The organism is Arthrobacter sp. NyZ413 (assembly GCF_049390645.1).
Taxonomy (GTDB): domain Bacteria; phylum Actinomycetota; class Actinomycetes; order Actinomycetales; family Micrococcaceae; genus Arthrobacter.
In genome coordinates this window covers 2,011,013-2,027,014 of record NZ_CP155434.1, presented here as the reverse complement: position 1 = coordinate 2,027,014, position 16,002 = coordinate 2,011,013, and the positions used below count along the sequence as shown (strand labels likewise).

Annotated in this window: 15 protein-coding genes; 13 read left to right on the top strand and 2 right to left on the bottom strand. The window is 63.8% G+C overall.

Annotation, left to right across the window (positions count from 1 at the left end; all coding sequences use genetic code 11):
- The first annotated feature begins 11 nt into the window (after positions 1-11).
- Positions 12-1,898 (top strand): alpha-amylase family glycosyl hydrolase, encoded by a 1,887-nt coding sequence (locus ABCW42_RS09525; RefSeq protein ID WP_423184848.1) that lies wholly within the window; start codon positions 12-14, stop codon positions 1,896-1,898.
- 74 nt (positions 1,899-1,972) lie between these two features.
- Here the strand turns inward: ABCW42_RS09525 and ABCW42_RS09520 are convergent, their stop codons facing one another.
- Positions 1,973-2,251, bottom strand: coding sequence for a putative quinol monooxygenase (locus tag ABCW42_RS09520; RefSeq protein WP_423184603.1), 279 nt, complete (start codon positions 2,249-2,251; stop codon positions 1,973-1,975).
- A gap of 205 nt (positions 2,252-2,456) precedes the next feature.
- Here ABCW42_RS09520 and ABCW42_RS09515 point away from each other — a divergent pair, with 205 nt between their 5' ends.
- The 8 genes from ABCW42_RS09515 (at position 2,457) to ABCW42_RS09480 (ending at position 10,249) form a co-directional block, all read left to right on the top strand.
- Positions 2,457-2,876, top strand: a complete 420-nt coding sequence (locus tag ABCW42_RS09515; protein WP_423184602.1) for a hypothetical protein — start codon at positions 2,457-2,459, stop codon at positions 2,874-2,876.
- A 96-nt stretch (positions 2,877-2,972) separates the two neighbouring features.
- Complete coding sequence (locus tag ABCW42_RS09510) at positions 2,973-3,347, top strand: SPW repeat protein (protein ID WP_423184601.1); 375 nt, start codon at positions 2,973-2,975, stop codon at positions 3,345-3,347.
- A gap of 111 nt (positions 3,348-3,458) precedes the next feature.
- Positions 3,459-4,085: a TetR/AcrR family transcriptional regulator gene (locus ABCW42_RS09505; RefSeq protein ID WP_423184600.1), complete on the top strand. Its 627-nt coding sequence runs from the start codon at positions 3,459-3,461 to the stop codon at positions 4,083-4,085.
- A gap of 155 nt (positions 4,086-4,240) precedes the next feature.
- Complete coding sequence (locus ABCW42_RS09500; RefSeq protein WP_423184599.1) at positions 4,241-4,831, top strand: TetR/AcrR family transcriptional regulator; 591 nt, start codon at positions 4,241-4,243, stop codon at positions 4,829-4,831.
- 163 nt (positions 4,832-4,994) lie between these two features.
- Positions 4,995-5,126 carry a hypothetical protein gene (locus tag ABCW42_RS09495; protein WP_423184598.1) on the top strand — a complete coding sequence of 44 codons (132 nt, stop codon included), beginning with the start codon at positions 4,995-4,997 and terminating at the stop codon, positions 5,124-5,126.
- Positions 5,123-6,619, top strand: coding sequence for an aldehyde dehydrogenase family protein (locus tag ABCW42_RS09490; protein ID WP_423184597.1), 1,497 nt, complete (start codon positions 5,123-5,125; stop codon positions 6,617-6,619). The genes ABCW42_RS09495 and ABCW42_RS09490 overlap by 4 nt, the downstream gene beginning before the upstream one ends.
- A complete protein-coding gene (locus ABCW42_RS09485) occupies positions 6,620-8,260 on the top strand; it encodes a GMC family oxidoreductase (RefSeq protein WP_423184596.1) in 1,641 nt (546 codons plus the stop codon).
- Positions 8,261-8,560: 300 nt separating this feature from the next.
- Positions 8,561-10,249, top strand: a complete 1,689-nt coding sequence (locus tag ABCW42_RS09480; protein ID WP_423184595.1) for an APC family permease — start codon at positions 8,561-8,563, stop codon at positions 10,247-10,249.
- A 117-nt stretch (positions 10,250-10,366) separates the two neighbouring features.
- On the opposite strand, the gene ABCW42_RS09475 is transcribed toward ABCW42_RS09480, so the two are convergent.
- Positions 10,367-11,866 (bottom strand): SulP family inorganic anion transporter, encoded by a 1,500-nt coding sequence (locus ABCW42_RS09475; RefSeq protein WP_423184594.1) that lies wholly within the window; start codon positions 11,864-11,866, stop codon positions 10,367-10,369.
- A 178-nt stretch (positions 11,867-12,044) separates the two neighbouring features.
- Between ABCW42_RS09475 and ABCW42_RS09470 the strand changes: the two genes are divergently transcribed.
- The 4 genes from ABCW42_RS09470 (at position 12,045) to ABCW42_RS09455 (ending at position 15,989) form a co-directional block, all read left to right on the top strand.
- Positions 12,045-12,446 (top strand): MerR family transcriptional regulator, encoded by a 402-nt coding sequence (locus tag ABCW42_RS09470; protein WP_423184593.1) that lies wholly within the window; start codon positions 12,045-12,047, stop codon positions 12,444-12,446.
- 231 nt (positions 12,447-12,677) lie between these two features.
- Positions 12,678-14,066, top strand: a complete 1,389-nt coding sequence (locus ABCW42_RS09465) for an MFS transporter (protein ID WP_423184592.1) — start codon at positions 12,678-12,680, stop codon at positions 14,064-14,066.
- A gap of 101 nt (positions 14,067-14,167) precedes the next feature.
- Positions 14,168-14,917 (top strand): SDR family oxidoreductase, encoded by a 750-nt coding sequence (locus ABCW42_RS09460; protein ID WP_423184591.1) that lies wholly within the window; start codon positions 14,168-14,170, stop codon positions 14,915-14,917.
- Between the two features lie 130 nt (positions 14,918-15,047).
- A complete protein-coding gene (locus tag ABCW42_RS09455) occupies positions 15,048-15,989 on the top strand; it encodes a 2-hydroxyacid dehydrogenase (protein ID WP_423184590.1) in 942 nt (313 codons plus the stop codon).
- Positions 15,990-16,002: the final 13 nt, after the last annotated feature.

Genomic DNA, 16,002 nt, shown 5'->3' with positions numbered 1-16,002 from the left:
GCGACGGCCAGATGACAGGGCGGCAGGTCTTTGATTTCCTCGAATCGGTTCCGGGGCTTCACCGCGATGGAGCGGCGTGGGAAGACTTCGGCAGACGGTTCGAGAAACACTTCCCCGAGCTGGAGCGGCTCTTCCGTTCACTTTACGGAGAGCGGGAGGATTGGACCGGGCACCTTGCGTCCCTGGTGGCCGCCTGCGCCTTGTCCTGGCAGGACCGGCCCGCGGACCTGAAGGACCTCGATGCCCGGCGGGAATCGGATCCTGACTGGTTCCAGGCGCAAGGGATGCTCGGCGGCGTCTGCTATGTGGACCGCTACGCCGGAAATCTCCTTGGCCTCAAATCCCGCATTCCCTACTTCAGGGAGCTCGGCCTGAATTACCTTCACCTCATGCCTGTGTTCCTGGCTCCGGAACCGAACTCCGACGGCGGCTACGCTGTCTCGAGTTACCGCCAAACGGATCCGAAAATCGGGACAATGGCCGAGCTGCGGGAGGTGGCGGCGGAACTGCGGGCCAACGGTGTGAGCCTTGTGGTGGACTTCATCTTCAACCACACCTCGAACGAGCACGAATGGGCCCGGCGCGCCGCCGAGGGTGACCCCGGGTTCTCCGACTACTACTGGATCTTCCCCGACCGGACCATGCCTGACGCTTTCGAACGCACCGTGCGGGAGATCTTCCCGGACGACCACCCGGGATCCTTCGTGCAGCAGCCGGACGGGCGGTGGGTCTGGTGCACCTTCCACACGTTCCAATGGGACCTGAACTATTCGAACCCGGCGGTGTTCCGCGCCATGGCCGGCGAAATGCTCTTCCTGGCAAACCAGGGTGTCGAGGTCCTGCGCATGGATGCCGTGGCGTTCATCTGGAAACAACTGGGCACCGTCTGCGAAAGCCTGCCTGAAGCGCACGTGCTGCTCCAGGCGTTCAATGCCGTGTGCCGTCTCGCCGCGCCGTCGCTGCTGTTCAAATCCGAGGCCATCGTCCACCCGGACGAAGTCATCCAGTACATCGACCCCGCCGAATGCCAGCTTTCCTACAATCCACTTGAGATGGCCCTCGGCTGGGAGGCGCTGGCCACCCGTGACGCGTCGCTGCTGTCCCAAGCCCTCGAGCGCCGCCACAATCTCCCTGCCGGCACCGCCTGGGTGAACTACGTGCGCAGCCACGATGACATCGGCTGGACCTTCGCGGACGAGGACGCCGAGGAGCTTGGGATCAACGGTTTCGACCATCGGCGCTTCCTCAACGCCTTCTACACGAACCGGTTTCCGGGAAGCTTCGCCCGCGGTGTGCCCTTCCAGGACAACCCGCGCACGGGAGACTGCCGGATCTCGGGCACAACGGCATCCCTGTGCGGGCTCGAGGTCGACCCTGCCGAGGCGATACGCCGCATCATGTTGCTCCATTCGATCGCCCTCACCACAGGCGGGATCCCGCTCATCTACCTCGGCGATGAGGTCGGTCAACTCAACGACGCCGGCTACGCGCTGGAACCCGGACATGAGGCCGACAGCCGCTGGGTCCACAGGCCCCGATACCCCGCCGAACCCTATGAACACCGCCATGACCCGGCCACGGTGGCAGGAAAAATCTTCTCACGGCTTTCGAAGATGCTCGAGGTTCGGGCGAAGACGCCCGAACTCTCGGGGAACCGGCTCGTTGGGTTCACCACGCATAACCGGCATGTCCTGGGCTACCAGCGACCCGGTGACGGTTGCACCGTCCTCATCCTTGCGAACTTCGCGGATACCCCACAGCACATCGCTACCGCGACGCTCTCCGGGTTCGAAAGCGGCGCCGTCGACCTTCTGACAGGGCGGACAATCCCCTTAACGGACGGCATCACGCTCCCCCCGCAGGAATTCGCCTGGCTTCGGACCCGGCCAGTCCACTGACCGTCAACACGTCGCGGGCGCGGCACCACGTGCCGTGCCCGCGGCAGCCCGGAACCTGACCGGCAGCTGCTTACTCAGAGCCCCTCGACCGTGTAACGGCGTTCAATCCCGGCGGTGGCCCGGCCCCAATCACTGTTCGTTGCCCGGTGTTGGTGGGCATGGAACGCCTCTGCGTCCCGGAACCGCTCCTCCACCTGCCACACCAAGGGATTCCCGGTGCGGGACACATGGAAGGAGATGCACCCGGCTTCAGCACGGGTCAGCGCGACATGGTTGGGGAGGTGGAGGACGACGGCGGCAAGCTCGTTCGTGTCGCTGCACACAAGCTGTCCGCTGAGGTGAACTTCAGTCATCGCCCCATCCTCCCGCACAAACCGGGGTCGTGAGCTCGAAGTCAGGTACCAATCCCTCTTGTCTTCGCCATTTTCATGTCCGAATATCACCTTGGATCCAGGCTGCGGGTGGCCGCCAGCTTCGTCGGCGCAAGGCACTCCGCTACGCGCGGCGGGATCCTGAAGTCTTCGCCAACTACAGCGCCCGGCACGAGGACCGGATCCCATGACAGAGCTTTCATCGTCCGCCAATGCCCCCGGGACGACGACGCGCAGGATTCTCGCACTCGCTTCTGCGTTGATGGTCGGGACCGCCTGGGTCCTTGTCGTCATCCAGGCGGTGCTGTACCGGGGCGAGTTCATCTTGACGACGGTCGCCGCAGCCGTGGCCGCCGTCATCACGCTTCGCCGGGCATGGGTCGTGGGTTTCTCCGGCCGCCACAAAGACCTGGCCCTCTCCAAACGGCCATGGAGGTGGCTGACGCTCGGCGGCTTCGTCGTGGCGGCGACCCTCTACGTGCCCTCGACAGCGGGCCTGCGGCAATTCCTGGGAATCACCGCCGCGTCCATCATGTTCGTCGGTTACATGTCCTTGGTCTTGTTGTTCGAAACGGCAGGGCGGCCACAGGATGCACCGACGCAGTGAGGCCCGCCCTGCCCGATCTGCCGCCCCTGCTTGGCCTATTGACCGGGCGGTCAATCAGGCGTAGACCGGAATTGCCAATGAACTATTCATAGGGAGATGAGTTTGATGAAGCCGTGGACCAAATGGCAGAACTGGGTGGCAGTGGCCGCTGGTTTGTACGCCGCCTTAGCGCCGATCTGGACACCGACCACTGGAAAGACGACCGCAACACTGATCGTGCTGGGTGTTCTCACACTCCTTGCCGGACTGGCCGATCTGGCAATGCCGCGACTGCTTTCGGTGGAATATGCCCAAGGAGTTTTGGGAATCTTGCTCTTTGTCGCACCGTGGGTGCTTGGATTCACCGGCATGACCGGAATGGCAATCACCGCCTTTGTGTGCGGCGCCGTCACGATCATCGCCACGGCCTGGGCATTGCCCTCGGTCATGAAGATGCACGAAGGCCAGCACCACCGGCCAGCAGCCGCATAAACATGGCATGACACCGGCCCCCTTGTCCGAGTGCCATGCCCACAGCAATCCGTTTAAGGGGCCTGGATTCCTCCGACCCCTTAGACCGCATTGCAAACAACGGAGGCCACAGTGAGAACAGTTCAGGGACCGGAAAACCTTGATGCCCGCGGCGATGCCCGGACACTGATCTTGGATTGCGCCGAGGACCTCATTGCCGAACACGGATTCAAGGGCACTTCGACGGCCCTGATCGCCAAATCCGCCGGCGTCGCGAAGGGTCTCCTCTTCTATTATTTTCCGGTCAAATCCGATCTGCTGGTGGCCCTCATGGCCGAGCGTCTGCCCGCCATGCCGCTGGACACCGATCGGCTGGCAATTCCTGGAGACCCCGCAGCCGGACTCATCGGCACTTTGGACGCATTGAACCTCAGCGATCACAAATCCATCGTTCTTCGTGTGATCCTCTGGCGCGAGGCTGACACGCACCCGACCGTGCGTGCCCAACTACGGAAATTCCGAACGGGCCTGGAACGCGATACCGCCGCGGTGTTGCGCAAATGCCTTCCCGACATCGCGGATGCCGAGCGGATCAAGGCCTGCGCTACCGCTTGGGTCAGCGCCATCTTTTCCTCAGCCACCGACGACCGGCTTTCCGATCTTGACGGGCTCCCGCGCCGAGGCAAGGAACAACTCAAGGCCATCGCCCTCGCCCTCGCAGCAAGCCTGCGCGGCGCCACGGCCGTTCTGGCTTCATGAACGCAGCCGACGTGCCTCGCATCGGGAAACGGCTCAGCCGCCCCCGGATACAAGGGACACCGAGCTACAAGGGACACCGGGCCGAATTTGCCGCGCTCTGTGACTTCGCTGGTCAGCGAGATGCACCAGCCTGGGTTTCCCAATAGTCTGGCCGGGTGGATACAAGCACCGTTAACTCCGGCGAACAGCTCGGCAGGCAGTCGCGCATTCTCGAAGCCGTACTGGACCTGCTGTCGCGCCACGGCATTTCAGGCGTCAACATGCGCGCCGTGGCGCGGGAGGCCGGCGTCGCCCTTGGACTGGTGAATTACTACTACGAGGACAAGTCGAGCCTGATCCGGGCTGCCCTGCAGCGAATGGACGAACACGACCTCATGCTCGTCGCGCCCGACCCCACTTCGTCCGCGGACGATCAGCTACGCAAGGCCCTCAAGCGGGTTGCCGCCGCGGAACTCCTGACAACGCGGTACTTGTCCCTGCGTCTCCATCTTTGGGCCCTCGCGCAAGCCGACGAGGATTTTGCGATGATCAACGCGGCCGCGTTCGACCGATACCTGGACGGGCTCGCGGCGCTGATCGGAAGCGCCAAACCCGAGCTCTCCCGGGATGAATGCAGGCGGCGAGCCGACGACATCGTCGTCATACAAAACGGCATGTGGCTGACTTCGCTCCTCGGCATAGACCAAGAAGCCATCCAAAGAAGTATCGCCCGCACGGAGCACATCGCCTTCGCTCCTGCAGAATAAAGCCCACACCCGCCGAAGGACCTTTTACCCGCGCGGCTGGCAGGCCATTTCCAGCTCTTTCCTCCCGAGCCCCCTCTACCGTTCCGCCTAAGCCCGAGCGAAGTTTGAACATTTGTTCATGCGAACCCTTGAACACTTGTTCAAACTCTACTAACCTGCATGTATGACTTACGCCACACCGGACCAGTTCCGCGTGGCCAAGCACATCGAGCCAGGCCGTCGAAACCATCCCGCCCAACGCCGGGTGGGAGACCGGCAGCCATCCCTCGCCGTCCTACTGGAGGAGACCCTATGACCGATACCGCATCCACCCTGTTCATCAACGGCTCGTGGGAGCCGGCCGGATCCGGCTCAGTGCGCCAAATCCGGAACCCGGCCGACGGCGAACTGGTCGCCACGGTCTCCGAAGCGGGCCGGGAAGATGCCGAGCGCGCCATAGCTGCGGCCCGTGAGGCCTTCGACTCCGGCGTCTGGGCTGCGGTCCCGGCGCCCGAGCGAGGCGCCTTCCTGCTCAAGGTGGCCGCAGGACTGCGCGAACACCGCGAGAAATTTGCCCGTGCCGAGTCGCTGGATACCGGAAAGCGGATCATCGAAAGCCGGATCGACATGGACGATGTCGCAGCCTGCTTCGAATACTTCGGAAGGCTCGCCGGGCAGCAGGCGGGCCGCATTGTCGACGCCGGCGACGCCGCCGTCGTCAGCCGCATTGCCTACGAGCCGGTGGGCGTCTGCGGCCTGATCACGCCATGGAACTATCCGCTGCTCCAGGCAGCCTGGAAGATCGCGCCCGCGCTGGCCGCAGGCTGCACTTTCGTCCTCAAGCCCTCCGAACTGACTCCGTCCACCGCTATCCTGGCCATGCAGCTGCTGCAGGATCTCGGCCTTCCCGACGGCGTTGCGAACCTCGTCACCGGGCCCGGCGCGGAGGCCGGCGCACCGCTCTCGGAACACCCCGCCGTCGACCTTGTCTCCTTCACCGGCGGGCTGCAGACCGGCAAGCGGATCGCCGCGGCCGCCGCCGGCACTGTCAAGAAGATCGCGTTGGAGCTCGGCGGCAAGAACCCCAACGTGGTGTTCGCCGACGCGGACTTCGACGCCGCCGTCGACAATGCGCTCAATGGCGCGTTTGTGCATTCCGGACAGGTTTGTTCCGCCGGCGCGCGGCTGGTGGTCGAGGAATCGATCGCCGAACGCTTCGTCGACGAGCTGGTCCGGCGCGCACAGGAGATCCGCCTTGGCGGCCCCTTCGATGAAGCGGCCGAAACCGGGCCGCTGATTTCCGCAGCCCACCGCGATAAGGTCCATGCCTACGTCCAGCGCGGCGTGGAGGAGGGCGCGCGGTTGCGGTGCGGCGGCGAGGCACCTGCCGGGCAGAAGTACGACGCCGGGTTCTACTACCAGCCGACCGTCCTGGACCGCGTGCGCAGGGGAATGTCCGTCGTCGTGGATGAAGCGTTCGGCCCGGTGGTAACCGTCGAGACGTTTCGAAGCGAGGACGAGGCCGTGGCGACCGCCAACGACACCGTCTACGGCCTGGCCGGTGCCGTCTGGACCCAGGATGCGGGCAAGGCGCAGCGCGTGGCGGGCCGGCTGCGGCACGGCACCGTCTGGATCAACGACTACCACCCCTACCTTCCCCAGGCCGAGTGGGGCGGCTTCGGCCAGTCCGGCGTCGGCCGCGAGCTGGGCCCAAGCGGCCTGGCTGAATACCAGGAAGCCAAACACATCTACCAGAACACCAGCCCGCAGGTCACCGGCTGGTTCGCTGACAACAGCAAGGAGAACTAGATGCACTACGACAACATCGAGGACCTCAACGACCGGGAGTTCGACTACATCGTCATCGGCGGCGGATCCGCCGGCGCCGCGGTCGCCGCGAGGCTAAGCGAAGACCCGGCCGTGTCCGTGGCGCTGGTGGAGGCCGGGCCGGACGACCGCGGCAAAGCCGAGATCCTGCAGCTGGACCGCTGGATGGAACTGCTGGAATCAGGCTACGACTGGGACTACCCCATCGAACCGCAGGAGAACGGCAACTCCTTCATGCGCCACGCACGCGCGAAGGTCATGGGCGGCTGCTCCAGCCACAACTCCTGCATCGCGTTCTGGGCCCCGCGCGAAGACCTGGACGAGTGGGAATCCAAATACGGCGCCACAGGCTGGAACGCCGAGGCCGCCTGGCCGTTGTACCGGCGGCTGGAAACGAACGAGGACGCCGGCCCGGACGCGCCGCACCATGGCGACTCCGGTCCCGTGCACCTCATGAACGTGCCCCCGGCGGACCCGGCCGGCGTGGCGCTCCTGGACGCCTGCGAACAAGCAGGCATTCCCCGTGCGAAGTTCAACAACGGCACCACGGTGGTCAACGGCGCCAACTTCTTCCAGATCAACCGCCGCGCGGACGGGACCCGATCCTCCAGCTCGGTTTCCTACATCCACCCGATCGTCGAGCGCGCGAATTTCACCCTGCTCACCGGACTGCGTGCCCGCCAGCTAGTGTTCGATGCGGACAAGCGGTGCACCGGCGTCGACGTCGTGGATTCGGCGTTCGGCCGGACCTTCCGGCTCTCAGCGCGCCGCGAGGTGGTCCTGTCCACCGGCGCCATCGATTCGCCCAAGCTGCTCATGCTTTCCGGGATCGGCCCGGCCGCGCACCTGGCCGAACACGGCATCGAAGTCCTGGTCGACTCCCCCGGCGTCGGCGAGCACCTCCAGGACCACCCCGAAGGCGTCGTGCAGTTCGAAGCCAAGCAGCCAATGGTGCAGGCGTCGACCCAATGGTGGGAAATCGGCATCTTCACCCCCACCGAAGACGGCTTGGACCGCCCGGACCTGATGATGCACTACGGCTCTGTCCCTTTCGACATGAATACCCTTCGGCACGGCTACCCCACCACGGAGAACGGGTTCAGCCTTACCCCGAATGTCACCCATGCCCGCTCCCGCGGGACCGTCAGGCTGCGCAGCCGCGACTTCCGCGACAAGCCCATGGTCGACCCGCGGTACTTCACCGATCCCGAGGGCCACGACATGCGCGTCATGGTTGCCGGCATCCGCAAGGCGCGCGAAATCGCTGCCCAGCCGGCAATGACCGCATGGACCGGCCGGGAGCTGTCTCCCGGCATTGCGGCCCAGACCGACCAGGAGCTGCAGGACTACATCCGCAAGACGCACAACACCGTGTACCACCCCGTCGGCACTGTGCGCATGGGCCCGGCCGAGGACATCATGTCGCCGCTCGACTCCGAACTGAGGGTCAAGGGCGTCACCGGCTTGCGCGTCGCGGACGCCTCGGTCATGCCGGAGCACGTCACCGTCAACCCCAATATCACCGTCATGATGATCGGGGAACGCTGCGCGGACCTCATCCGCTCCAACCAAGCCTGTGAATCCCTGACCGCGGAGGCAGAACTCCGCGCCGTCTTTGCCTGATCGGCTGCCGGCTTCACATAAATCGCCACAACCAGGCGCGATTACCATTGAACATCTGTTCATTCACAAGCCTTGAACACAGGTTCACCACCGACTAGCCCGCACATATGGACCACGCCGCACACAACGGAGTCAGGCGGCGTGTGTCCATGAATCTTCGGCGGCTAGCCATAAGCCATGGGGGCGACTGGCGGGCACTGCAACGCGGTACTCGCCCGTCGATTCAGCAGTGTGATTTCCCTGCGTCCAATGGGGGCCGCCGGGAAATCACCAACATGCTTTTCTGACTTAGGAGGTCAGATGTTGGAACCCAACAAGAGTACTGATTCAAGCGGCATGGACGAATTCGGCTATGCCCAGACCCTGGACCGGAGTATCGGCAAATTCGCCAGCTTCGCCGCCGGCGTCAGCTATATCTCCATCCTTACCGGTGTATTTCAACTGTTCTACTTTGGTTTTTCCATGGCCGGGCCGGCTTACGCCTGGTCCTGGCCCCTCGTTTTCGTCGGCCAACTGATGGTGGCACTGTGCTTTGCCGAACTGGCAGGCCGCTACCCCGTTGCCGGCTCGGTCTACAACTGGGCCAAACGGCTCGCCTCCGGGACCTCTGCGTGGCTGGCCGGATGGCTGCTGTTGCTGTCGTCCATCATGACGCTGGGGTCGGTGGCACTGGCCCTGCAGATCACCCTGCCTCAGCTCTGGTCCGGCTTCCAGATCGTCGGCGACGGCACCGGCACCTACGACTTCGCCCTCAACGGGGTTCTGCTCGCCACCATCATGATCACCATCTCCACCCTCATCAACGCGTTCGGCGTGAAGCTCATGACCCGAATCAACAGCATCGGCGTCTTCGTCGAGCTGATCGCGGCCGTGCTGCTGGTCCTCGCATTGGGATGGCACGTGGTGCGGGGCCCGGAGGTCTTCTTCAACACTGCCGGATTCGGCGAAGGCCACGACCTCGGCTTCTTCGGCGTGTTCCTCATTGGCGCCATGGCTTCCGGATATGTCATGTACGGGTTCGATACCGCCAGCTCACTCGGGGAGGAAACAAAGGATCCAAAGCGCACTGCACCGAAAGCCATTCTGCGGGCCGTCACAGCTTCCTTCCTGCTTGGCGGGCTGATCCTGCTCTTCGGCATCCTGGCTGCGCCGGACCTCAGCGACCCCAAGCTGGGAGCTGCCGACGGCGGCCTGCAGCACATCGTGCTCGCCGTCCTCGGGGGACCCTTCGGCAAGGCGTTCCTCGTGTGCATCGTGGTGGCCGTGGTGGTCTGCACACTGGCCGTCCACGCCGCCGCCATCCGCATGATGTTCGCCATGGCGCGCGACAACAACCTGCCCTTCAGCCGGCAGCTCAGCAAGGTGGATCCGGTGCGCAAGACCCCTACAGTTGCAGCAATCGTGATCGGCATCCTGGCCGTGATTCCGTTGCTGGTCAACATTACGCAGCCCGCGATTTTCACGATTCTCTCCAGCATCAGCATCGTCCTGATCTACCTGTCCTACCTGCTGGTCACCGTTCCCATGCTGCGCAAACGGCTCGCCCGGAAGTGGCCGCTGCTCGATGATGGTTCGAAAGCCGGATTCAGCATGGGCAAATGGGGGCTGCCCGTGAACATCCTGGCGGTCCTGTGGGGTGGTGCCATGACCCTGAACTTGATCTGGCCGCGCACGGAAATCTACAACTCGGTGCCGCCGTTCGAGTGGTACCTGCAGTGGGGCGGGGTCATCTTCGTCGCCGCAGTCACCGTAGGAGGGTTCCTGCTGTACCGCTTCAAGATCAGGCACCAGACCGGAGTCCTCGCCGAGCACGCCGCCACGGTACCAGTCAATCCAACAGCTGGCTCGGCGCGGAGCGAAGCTTCTGAAACCGTGCAGCTTGCGCCGGATCCTGTCCGGCCTGGCCTTGGCGTTGCATCTGCCGACATAACCAACGATATTCCGGATGCACTGGCAGTTGACGCCGTCGCATCAAACAAAGGGGCATAGGCTTCGCAACAAGAACGTCCGGGTGCTGAGGCACCCGGACGTTCTTGTTGCATGAAGCAGATCAGGTAGTCACCGTTCGTCGGACTCGCCAGGCGGCGTTCCTGGCAGAAGCTGAACCTAGGTGTTGAACAAGCCGGTAAGGCGCCGGTGGAATCCGGTGCTTCGTTCGTCGAGTCCTTCAATGCTCACGGTGACATCGTGGCTGTTGTATTTGCTCTCGATGGAGTCCAGCGCCGCGACTGATGACGCATCCCAAATCTGGGCCCGGCTTAGATCGATGGTGACTCGGCCTGGATCCTGGGAGTAGGAGAACTTGTCGACGAGGTCATTGCTGCTACCGAAGAACAGGGGCCCGCTTATCTCGTAGTGCGCGACGGCGCCGTCGGCTGCAACAGTGCGGCGGACTATGATGACGTGGGCAACGCGTCGCGCGAACAGGACCATAGCCAGCACGACTCCGACAATCACTCCAGTGGCCAGGTTGTTGGTGAGGACGACTACCGTGACGGTAACGACCATCACGGTAGTCTCAGGCAGCGGCATCCGTTTCAGGGTTGAGGGTTTGACACTGTGCCAGTCAACGGTCGTGATGGCGACGACCATCATGACTGCCGCGAGTGCAACCATCGGGATTTGTTCCATGACCGTGCTGAGGCCCGTGACCAAAGCCAGCAGAAAGAGGCCCGCGACGGCTGTGGAGATGCGGGTGCGGGCGCGTCCTGTTTTGACGTTCAGCACGGTCTGGCCGATCATCGCGCAGCCAGCGATCCCGCCATAGAACGCGCCGAGAATGTTCGAGACGCCAAGGGCCCAGGACTCGCGCCCTTTGTGGGAAGGAGTCTCGGTCATTTCGTCGACGAGTTTCGCGGTCAGCAAGGTCTCCATAAGCCCAACGAAGGCGACGCTCAAAGCGGTGGGCCAGATCAATTGCAGAGTCGCCAGATCCCACGGGACAACGAATGGCGTGATGCCGGGAAGCGAACCGGTCAGGGACCCTTCGTCCGAGACGTTCGGCACGGCGAGGCCGGCAATGATAACGACCGCGGTAACGATGATGATCGCCACCAGGGGTGAGGGAACCACCGTCGTGAAGCGCGGGACGAGGAAAATGATCGCGAGCGTGAGGGCAAACAGGACGTAGGCCAGCCAAGGAACGTTGAGGATGTGCGGAACCTGGGCGGTGAATATCAGGATGCCCAAGGCATTGACGAATCCGGTCATCACAGATCGCGGAATGAACCGCATGAGCCTGGCAAGGCCTGCGAAGCCGAAGACGATCTGGATGATCCCGGCAAGAACCACAGTCGGGAGTACGTATTGGACGCCGTATTCGTGGACCAAAGGGGCGATGACGAGGGCCACGGACCCGGCTGCCGCCGTGATGACGCCCGGGCGTCCGCCCAGGACCGACATTGTGATCGTCAGGACAATCGACGCGACGAGACTGACCATCGGATCCACTCCAGCCACGATCGAAAATGAGATGACTTCCGGGATCAGGGCAAGGGTCGTGACCATGCCCGCGAGAATTTCGCGGGAAAGCAACCGCGGTGAACGCAGGGCGTCCAGCACCGTGACCTGGTTATGGACAATGGGTTGGCTTTCGGGCGTTGCCAAGTGCGGCTCCAATGGCTTGGCTCTCCGGGGAGGGCGGCTGGCGGTGACGTTGTGAGCGCCCCATTGCGCAGGATTTTCCAACCTTGCGTGACCGCCAACGGAAGGGGAAAGAGCGGACCGGAAATTCCAAGTCCGCGACAACCCTACCTTAACGTAAGGGTTGAGTTAGGTTGGTGCCATGACGAAAGAGATGACGGCGGAAGAGGTCGTCGCGACCATGCACATTGGCGAGCTGGCAGGCCGCTCGCAGATGTCGCTGCGGACCATCCGCCACTATGACGACGTCGGTATCCTCAAACCTTCAGGCCGCACCGTGGGCGGCTTCCGACTTTATACAGAGCGCGATTTCACCCGCCTGATGCTGATACGCAGAATGAAGCCGCTCGGTTTCGCGCTGGAGGAAATGGCCGAGCTTCTGCGCATCATTGACAGCCTTGAGGCAGCCAATACGGGCTCGGCCAATCTCGCGGTCCGTGCCGCACTTGACGGTTTCATCGAACAGGCCATGGAGCGCCGGGCCAAACTCGAGGAACAAATATCGATGGCCGACGAGTTCATCGAGCTCCTCCGAGCCCGGTAGTCACCCAGCGTCTGCCGTCTTGCGAAGGAACTGGCCATAAGGGATCGCTATGTTGGCACATCAAAACAGTCTTTGTGTGACCCACGCCTCAAACGTTACTTTGATGTCTGAGACCAGTCGGCAAGCCGTAAAGCACACGATGGTCATTCGAGGGAGTTCACGCTCGAACTCTCTTTTCCGCAGCCCGCGTGTACCGGTAGGCCGCTGTTCACCCATCGCCATGGAGACGAAATGACCCAAACCATACTTCCAAAGAAGACCCCGGCCAGGGCGGCAATCGCCGCCTGGATCGGCACGACACTGGAATACTACGACTTCGCGGTGTACGGCACCTCGTCGGCGCTGATCCTGAACGTCCTCTTCTTCTCGCCCCAACTACCCACGGGCATCAGCGTCCTGCTTTCCCTGATCACCTTCGCCGTCGGCTACGCCGTCCGCCCCCTCGGCTCCCTCATCCTCGGACCCATGGGCGACCGCTACGGCCGCAAATTCGTCATGATGCTCACCCTGTTCGGCATCGGCGGCTGCACCTTCCTGATCGGCTGCCTGCCCACCTACGCCCAGATCGGCTCCCTCGCACCAATCCTGCTCGTAGCCATCCGCGTCATCCAAGGACTCTGCCTCTCCGGCGAACAACCCAGCGCCATCACCATGAGCCTGGAACACGCCTCGGACCACCGCCGCGGATTCATCGCAAGCTTCACCACCCTGGGCTCAGCCTCCGGCACCCTGCTCACCCTGCTGGTCTTCATCCCGATCTCCGCCATGCCCTCGGCACAACTGCTCAGCTGGGGCTGGCGACTCCCCTTCTGGTTCTCCGCCCTCGTCGTCGTCGCCGCCTACCTCATCCGCCGCCACGTCCAAGAACCACCAGAATTCATCCAGGCCCAAGCCACCAAAGCAAACATCACCCCCCTCAAACACCTCCTGCGCTTCCACTGGCGCGCCGTACTCCGGATCATCTTCTGCGCACTCATCGCCGGCACCAGCTACATGATGCAGACCTTCTCCGTCGCCTTCGGAACCGCCGGATACAAACTCGACAAACCCACCATGCTCCTGACAACCACCGTCTCCGCCGTGATCGCCCTCGCCATCACCCCCCTGGCAGGATTCCTAGTCGACAAAATCGGCCGCAAAACCATGTTCCTCAGCGGAACCATCGGCGTCGGCATCACCATGGTCCCCTACCTCTGGTCCATCACCACCGGCAACTGGACCCTGATCTTCCTCTTCGGCATCATCAACTACTCCTTCTTCTACTCCATGGTCAACGCCTCCTGGCCCTCCTTCTTCGCAGAAATGTTCCCCGGCCGCCTCCGCGTCTCCGGACTCGCCCTGGGCACCCAAATCGGCTTCGCCATCTCCGGCGTCATCGGCCCCGTCCTCGCCACCGCACTCGCCGGCGCCGACCTCAAAGGATGGACCGGCCCCTCCATGGTCGCACTCGGATTCATGCTCTTCGCCGGCATCTCCGCACTCACCGCCAAAGAAACCGGCAAATACACCCTCAAAGAACTCGACGAACTACACCAAAGCGAACAAGAAAAAACCGCCGTCGCTGCCTACCCAACCGCCACCACACACAACCTCACAACCAACCCCGCCACGGAAAAATAACAAAAACCCGCCCCGCCCGCAGCGAGGGAATCCACCACTGACCACAGCAACCACAGGGCCGTGCGGTGAGCGCACAGCCACATCCGTCCCCGGGAGAAGCAATGACCTTCGCCGATTACAACACCGCCCTCGTCACCGGAGCGTCAACCGGTATGGGTGCCGCGATCGCCGAGCGCCTCGCCAAGCGGGGCCTGACCGTCCATGCGCTGGCCCGCAACGAGGAGCGCCTCACCGAACTGGCCGAACGAACCGGTGCCATCCCGCACGTGGTCGACCTGACCGACACCGCCGCGCTGACCGCAGTCGTGAGCGGACTAGAGGTGGATGTCCTGGTCAACTGCGCCGGTGTCTCCCGGCCCGGGAACATCCTGGACTCTTCCGAGGCGGACATTGACGAACTCATCGACGTCAACCTGCGCGGCCTGCTCCAGCTCACCCGCCTGGTCCTGCCCGGAATGGTGGAGCGCGACCTCGGCCACGTCGTGAACATCAGCTCCATCGCCGGCCTGTACAACTTCTACGGGCACACCGCCTACCACGCGACGAAGGCGGCCGTGCACCAGATTTCCCGGCAGTTGCGGAACGACACCGTCGGAAAGCGGATCCGCGTCACCGAGATCTGCCCGGGCCGTGTCGAGACCGAAATCTTCGGCCGGAACATGGGCGGAAGCCCCGAGGCCATGGAAGAGGCGTGGAAGACCTACTACGAAGGCTACGAATCGCTGACCACGGACGACATCGTCAACGCCCTGGACTACGCGATCGAAACCCCGCGCCACGTCAACGTCGGCATGCTTGAACTAATGCCCACGTTCCAGGTTCCCGGCGGCCTCACCTTCGACCGGCGCTGAACAGCACGAAAGGTCGAGGCCTCCTTTCCCTACGGGATATGGCATCTCGACACAGCGGGTGTCCTCGGCCAGGCTGCCCCGCGCGAGCGAAAAACCCTGATCGCCTTCACTACCTACGAATGGTGCCCACATGCAGATCGTCCATACTGTTTCCTTCCCCGACACGGAAACCCTTTCCGGGCTCTCGCCCCTGCCGCCCGGACTGCAGGGCATCGTCTGGGACATGCGTTCTGCCCCGGCCGACGGCAGCCTCGACGCGGTCGACGCCGTCATCCTCCCCTACCTCAACGCCGGCGAGGTCCTGTCCGAGCTGACCAAGGTCCCGCACCTGAAGTTCGTCCAGGCGCAGTCCACAGGCTTCGACGGCATCAGGGAAGCCGCCGGGCCGGGTGCCGGCGTCGCGAACGCCTCGGGGGTTCACGCCGCCGCGACCGCCGAGCTCGCCGTCGGGCTGATCTTGGCAAAGCTCCGCGGGATCGACGACGCCGTCCGCGCCCAGCAGGAACGCGACTGGCGCCCCGTCCGCCGCCCCTCCTTGGCCGACAGGCGGGTCCTCCTCATCGGCGTCGGCGGTATCGGCACCGAGATCGCCCGCCGGCTCGAACCCTTCGAGGTCGCGCTCACCCGCGTAGGCAGCAGCCCGCGCACGGACGCCCAGGGCCGGGTGCACGGTATAGGGGAACTGCGGGACCTTGCACCGAACCACGACGTAGTTGTGGCCGTCACGCCGCTCAGCGACGCCACCCACCACCTGATCGACGCCACCCTCCTGGCCGCCCTGCCCGACGGGGCCTTGGTCGTGAATGTCGGCCGAGGGCCGGTCGTGGACACCGACGCCCTGACTGCCGAGGTGCTCTCAGGACGCCTGCACTGCGCACTCGACGTCATCGACCCCGAGCCCCTGCCCCGCGACCACCCATTGTGGGACTCCCCCAATGCGCTCATCACGCCCCACGTGGGCGGGAACGCCTCCGCCTTCGAACCCCGTATCCGCCGGCTCCTGGCCAGCCAGCTCGCGGCCCTCGCCGATGGACGCACCCCGGCCAACCTCGTCCAGAAGGGCCCCTTCTAACCGCGAAGCACAC